Consider the following 5,033-nt stretch of genomic DNA (forward strand, 5'->3'; position numbering starts at 1 on the left):
CTGAGCCCTCTGGCCGTCCGCCCCGGAAGGGGGGCGGGGGAGGAGCCGGTCCCGGCAGGCGCGAGACTGGTCCCATGACCGAGAGCGCCGCCCCCCAGAGCGAACACCGCACCGTGCTGCTGCGCGGTGGAGACGTCCACAGCCCCGCCGATCCGTTCGCCACCGCGATGGTCGTCGAACGGGGCCATGTCGCCTGGGTGGGCTCGGAGGGAGCGGCCGACGCCTTCGCGAGCGGTGTCGACGAGGTGATCGACCTGGAAGGGGCCCTGGTCACCCCGGCGTTCACCGATTCCCACGTCCACACCACATCGACCGGACTCGCGCTCACGGGGCTGGACCTGTCCGGTGCGCGCACGCTCACCGAAGCCCTCGAACTCGTACGCGCGTTCGTGAACAGCCGTGCGGGGGAAGGAGTGATCCTCGGCCACGGCTGGGACGCGGCCCGCTGGCCCGAGCAGCGCCCCCCGTCGCGCGGTGAACTCGACGGAGCGGCAGGCGGCCGGGCGGTCTACCTGCCCCGTGTGGACGTCCACTCCGCTGTCGTGACCACGGCACTCCTGGACCTGGTCCCGGGGGTCACCGCGCTGGCCGGCTACCACCCTGACGCCCCGCTCACCGGCGACGCCCACCACGCGGTACGGGCGGCCGCCCACGCAGCCGTCACGCCGCAGCAGCGGACGCGGGCCCAGCGCGCCGCGCTGGCGCACGCCGCCTCGCTCGGGATCGGCACCGTGCACGAGTGCGCCGGCCCCGAGATCTCGGACGAGCAGGACTTCACCGGCCTGCTGGAGCTCGCCTCCGAGCAGCCCGGCCCCCGGGTCTTCGGTTACTGGGCCGAGCCCGTCGAGGACGCGAAGGGCGCCCACCGGATCCGTGAGCTCGGTGCCGTCGGCGCGGCCGGCGACCTCTTCGTGGACGGCTCACTCGGTTCGCACACCGCCCTGCTGCACGAGCCGTACGCCGACGCCCCGCACACCGGCAGCGGCCGGTTCGACGCCGCGCGGATCGCCGCGCACGTGACGGCGTGCACCGAGGCGGGACTCCAGGCCGGCTTCCACGCCATCGGCGACGCGGCGCTCTCCGCCGTGGTCGCAGGAGTCCGGGCCGCCTCGGAGACCCTCGGGCTCGCCAGGGTCCGGGCCGCCAGGCACCGGGTGGAACACGCCGAGATGCTCACCCCCGAAACCATCGCGGCCTTCGCCGAGCTGGGCCTCACCGCCTCCGTCCAGCCCGCCTTCGACGCGGCCTGGGGCGGCTCCGACGGTATGTACGCCCGGCGCCTGGGCGCGGAGCGCGCCGCGACCCTCAACCCGTACGCGGCCCTGCTTCGCGCCGGTGTCCCCCTCGCCTTCGGCTCGGACAGTCCGGTCACCCCTCTGGACCCCTGGGGAACCGTGCGGGCCGCGGCCCATCACCGCACACCCGGGCACCGGATCTCCGTACGCGCCGGCTTCACCGCGCACACGCGGGGCGGCTGGCGTGCCGTCGGGCGGGACGACGGAGGCGTCCTCGTCCCGGGGGCCCCGGCCGACTACGCCGTCTGGCGTACCGGCGAACTGCTGGTCCAGGCCCCCGACGACCGGGTGGCACGATGGTCGACCGATCCCCGTTCCGGCACCCCCGGCCTGCCCGATCTCACTCCGGAAACAGAGCTTCCGGTCTGTCTGCGCACGGTGGTCTTCGGGCGAACTGTCTACGTACGGCCGAACGAGTGACGTCAGGGCGTTTCGTACCGCCGACCGAAGGCGCGGGGAGTCTGCCACGACCTGTGAGTCCTCGGCGCTGACCAGGCATTTTCAAGAGAAATGGCAGGTCGGGCGACTGTTGACAGAAAGCGCCCAGGGGCCGGTAGGTTCGGCCGGGTCCACCACTGGACGTCCGGCCGGGCGAACCTCCACGCAGTCGTCGAACGCCGCTGGGTCACGGGGTGGTGTGCCGCACCGGCGCACCACCACTGACAGCCAGGTTCAGCGCCCGCGCCTCGGGGGCGAGGGGAGGCTTCGACCGGACGGCAGGTGCGACCCGGGTGGGGCCCGGAGGTTCAGTAGACAACGGCTTATCGGTCGACCCGCAGCCAGCGGATCCCAGGCCGGCCCGAAGGACGCCGGGCCCCGACCCGCAGCGCTGCCCTTCTGTCCGCAGTTCCACGCTTCTGTCCGCGAGGCGCACGCCGCCTCCGTGACCGCGTCGGAGTCCGGCCGCGGCGTGCTGGATATGGTGTGCACCTGCGTACGGACTTTAAGGGGCAGTAGTGAACGACGGCGGTCAGAGGCAGTTCGGCCCGCTCGGCAGAGTCTTGGTGATCATCCCGACCTACAACGAGGCCGAGAACGTCAAGCTCATCGTCGCCCGGGTGCGCGCCGCCGTTCCGGAAGCGGACGTCCTTGTCGCCGACGACAACAGCCCCGACGGCACCGGCAAGGTCGCCGACGAGCTCGCGGCCGCCGACGCCCGGGTCCACGTCCTGCACCGCAAGGGCAAGGAAGGGCTCGGCGCCGCCTATCTCGCCGGTTTCCGCTGGGGTTCCGAGCACGGCTACGGCGTCCTGGTCGAGATGGACGCGGACGGCTCGCACCAGCCCGAGGAACTGCCCCGGCTCCTCACCGCCCTGAAGGGCGCCGACCTGGTCCTCGGCTCGCGCTGGGTCCCCGGCGGCAGAGTGGTCAACTGGCCCAGGCACCGCGAGATGATCTCGCGCGGCGGAAGCCTCTACTCCCGGATGCTGCTGGGCCTCGCGGTGCGGGACGTCACCGGCGGCTACCGGGCCTTCCGGACCGAGACCCTGGACGGTCTCGGTCTCGACGAGGTCGCCTCGCAGGGCTACTGCTTCCAGGTCGACCTCGCCCGCCGGGCCGTCGAGGCGGGCTATCACGTCGTCGAGGTGCCCATCACCTTCATGGAGCGTGAGATCGGCGATTCCAAGATGAGCCGCGACATCCTCGTCGAGGCCCTGTGGCGGGTCACCGGCTGGGGCATCACCGGCCGGGCCAACAAGGTGCTGGGCCGCAAGGCCACCTGACCGCCCCCCCGCGGCCTCTTGATCACCCCCTTACGCCGCTTGCACATCCGTACAGGCACACTGGGGGCATGACGACCGGCACACCGCCTCCGAACCGTCCACGGCGCTCACGCGCCCGTACTCTCCTGCCGCTGGGCGTCGCCGCCTGGCTGGTGCTGGAGATCTGGCTGCTGACCGTCGTGGCCGGTGCGGCGAACAGCTTCACCGTGCTGCTGATCCTGGTCGCAGGCGCCGTGCTCGGTGCCGCGGTGATCAAGCGGGCGGGCCGGAGGGCCTTCCGCAACCTCACCGAGACGCTTCAGCAGATGCCGGGGCAGCCCGGCGCTCCCGCCACCCCGCCCGCGAACCCGTCCGGCAGCAAGGGCAACGGCTTCCTGATGCTGGGCGGCCTGCTCCTCATGATTCCCGGTGTGATCTCCGACGCGGCAGGGCTCCTGCTCCTGCTTCCCCCGGTCCGCTCGGTGCTCGGCCGCTTCGCGGAACGCTCCCTCGACCGCCGGATGAGGGCGGCGGCGCCGGGGGGCCTCCAGGACGCCTTCCACCAGGCCCGCATCCACCGGCCGGACGGCAAGGTGGTCCAGGGGGAGGTCATCCGCGAGGACGGCGCGCCCGCACGCCCCCGCACCGACGACGGCACCGGTGCGGACCGCCCGCCGCTGACCCCCTGAGACCGCCTCGGGCCCGGACGGACGAAGAGCCACAGGGACAGGGACGGACGAAGAACCGCAGGGACAGGGACGGACGAAGAGCCGCGGGCCGCGACACGGAATGTGTGTCGCGGCCCGCGGCTCTTGATCGGTGCGGTGATACGCGGTCAGGCAGACTTCCTGCTGTCCCGCGGGTGCACGGCAATGTTCATGGCGCCGGAGCGCAGGACCGCCAGCCTCTCGGCCAGCACTTCCTCCAACTCCTCGCGGGTGCGTCGCTCCATGAGCATGTCCCAGTGCGTACGCGCAGGCTTGCCCTTCTTCTCCTCGGGGCCATCCCCGTCCACCAGGAGTGCTGTGGCGCCGCACGCCTTGCACTCCCACTCCGGCGGAATTTCCGCCTCTACCGAGAACGGCATCTCAAATCGATGTCCGTTCGGGCATGCGTACTCCACCGCCTGGCGCGGGGCCAGATCGATGCCGCGGTCCGTCTCGTAGCTGGTAACCACGAGTCGCGTGCCGCGGAGAGCTCGCTCACTCATGAATCGTGCCTCCCGGGCTTGTCGCCCACAGGACAGGTGTCGCTGTCGTCGTCATCCGGTCAACGTCCGGTCGGCGGTAAAGATTCCCGTTGCCGGTCATGCGTCGCCCGTCGTGCCGCTGCTTGGTCAGGGTTGCTTACCCACCGGTGCCCGGTTTGTCACCTGAGGTCGAAGTCGTCACCCGACGGTTTGACTTCATCCACTCGCAGTAACGGTCCTCCGGGCAGGCCAAAGGCGTACACTACCGGCCTTTCACTTCAACGTCTAAATCCGGTCCGGCACGGGATTGCCCGCGGCGGCCACGGCGGCCCGTACGGGCACCCTCGCCAGGAGCACGGAGCCGAGCACGAAGAAGAGGACCAGGGACAGGATCGCGTCCCGGTAACTGCCGGTGAGCTGGTAGCCCAGACCGAAGACCAGGGGCCCCAGCCAGCTGAGCCCCCGGTCGCTCATCTCGTAGGCGGAGAAGTACTCCGCCTCCTTCCCGCGCGGTATCAGGTGCGAGAACAGCGACCGGGAAAGCGCCTGGCTGCCGCCCATCACGAGGCCGATCGCGGCCGCCAGAGCGTAGAAGAACAGCGGCGCGCCGGCGGGCAGGACGTAGGCCGCGGCGAGAATCAGCGTCCAGACGGCCAGCGAGGCGAGAATCGTGCGCTTCGCTCCGTACCGCCGGGCGAGCCGTCCCGTCCCCAGCGCCCCCGCCACCGCGAGCACCTGCACGAGCAGCACCGCGGTGATGAGGGTCGTCTGGTCGAGGCCGAGCTCCTCGGAGCCGTACAGGGATGCCTGGGAGATCACCGTCTGGATGCCGTCGTTGTAGACCAG

Annotated in this window: 5 protein-coding genes; 3 read left to right on the forward strand and 2 right to left on the reverse strand. The window is 71.4% G+C overall.

What is annotated here, in order from left to right; genetic code table 11:
- The first annotated feature begins 74 nt into the window (after positions 1-74).
- The 3 genes from VN520_RS26385 (at position 75) to fxsA (ending at position 3,687) form a co-directional block, all read left to right on the forward strand.
- The gene (locus VN520_RS26385; protein WP_325749444.1) at positions 75-1,715 is read left to right on the forward strand and encodes an amidohydrolase; all 1,641 of its coding nucleotides are present in this window, start codon (positions 75-77) and stop codon (positions 1,713-1,715) included.
- A 536-nt stretch (positions 1,716-2,251) separates the two neighbouring features.
- Positions 2,252-3,019 carry a polyprenol monophosphomannose synthase gene (locus VN520_RS26390; RefSeq protein WP_325749445.1) on the forward strand — a complete coding sequence of 256 codons (768 nt, stop codon included), beginning with the start codon at positions 2,252-2,254 and terminating at the stop codon, positions 3,017-3,019.
- 68 nt (positions 3,020-3,087) lie between these two features.
- Positions 3,088-3,687, forward strand: a complete 600-nt coding sequence (gene fxsA / locus VN520_RS26395) for an FxsA family membrane protein (RefSeq protein ID WP_325749446.1) — start codon at positions 3,088-3,090, stop codon at positions 3,685-3,687.
- A 146-nt stretch (positions 3,688-3,833) separates the two neighbouring features.
- Here the strand turns inward: fxsA and VN520_RS26400 are convergent, their stop codons facing one another.
- Both VN520_RS26400 and VN520_RS26405 read right to left on the reverse strand, forming a co-directional pair.
- A complete protein-coding gene (locus VN520_RS26400; RefSeq protein WP_014044757.1) occupies positions 3,834-4,208 on the reverse strand; it encodes an RNA polymerase-binding protein RbpA in 375 nt (124 codons plus the stop codon).
- Positions 4,209-4,472: 264 nt separating this feature from the next.
- The coding region (locus VN520_RS26405) for an MFS transporter (RefSeq protein ID WP_325749447.1) at positions 4,473-5,033 on the reverse strand (561 nt) is incomplete at its 5' end.

Origin of the sequence: Streptomyces sp. (assembly GCF_035563135.1) — a bacterium.
Lineage (GTDB): Bacteria > Actinomycetota > Actinomycetes > Streptomycetales > Streptomycetaceae > Streptomyces.

Bases quoted from the DNA above. Each gene is read 5' to 3' on its own strand.
- VN520_RS26385 (WP_325749444.1), top strand. From the start codon at position 75: ATGACCGAGAGCGCCGCCCCCCAGAGCGAACACCGCACCGTGCTGCTG.
- fxsA (WP_325749446.1), top strand. From the start codon at position 3,088: ATGACGACCGGCACACCGCCTCCGAACCGTCCACGGCGCTCACGCGCC.
- VN520_RS26400 (WP_014044757.1), bottom strand. From the start codon at position 4,208: ATGAGTGAGCGAGCTCTCCGCGGCACGCGACTCGTGGTTACCAGCTAC.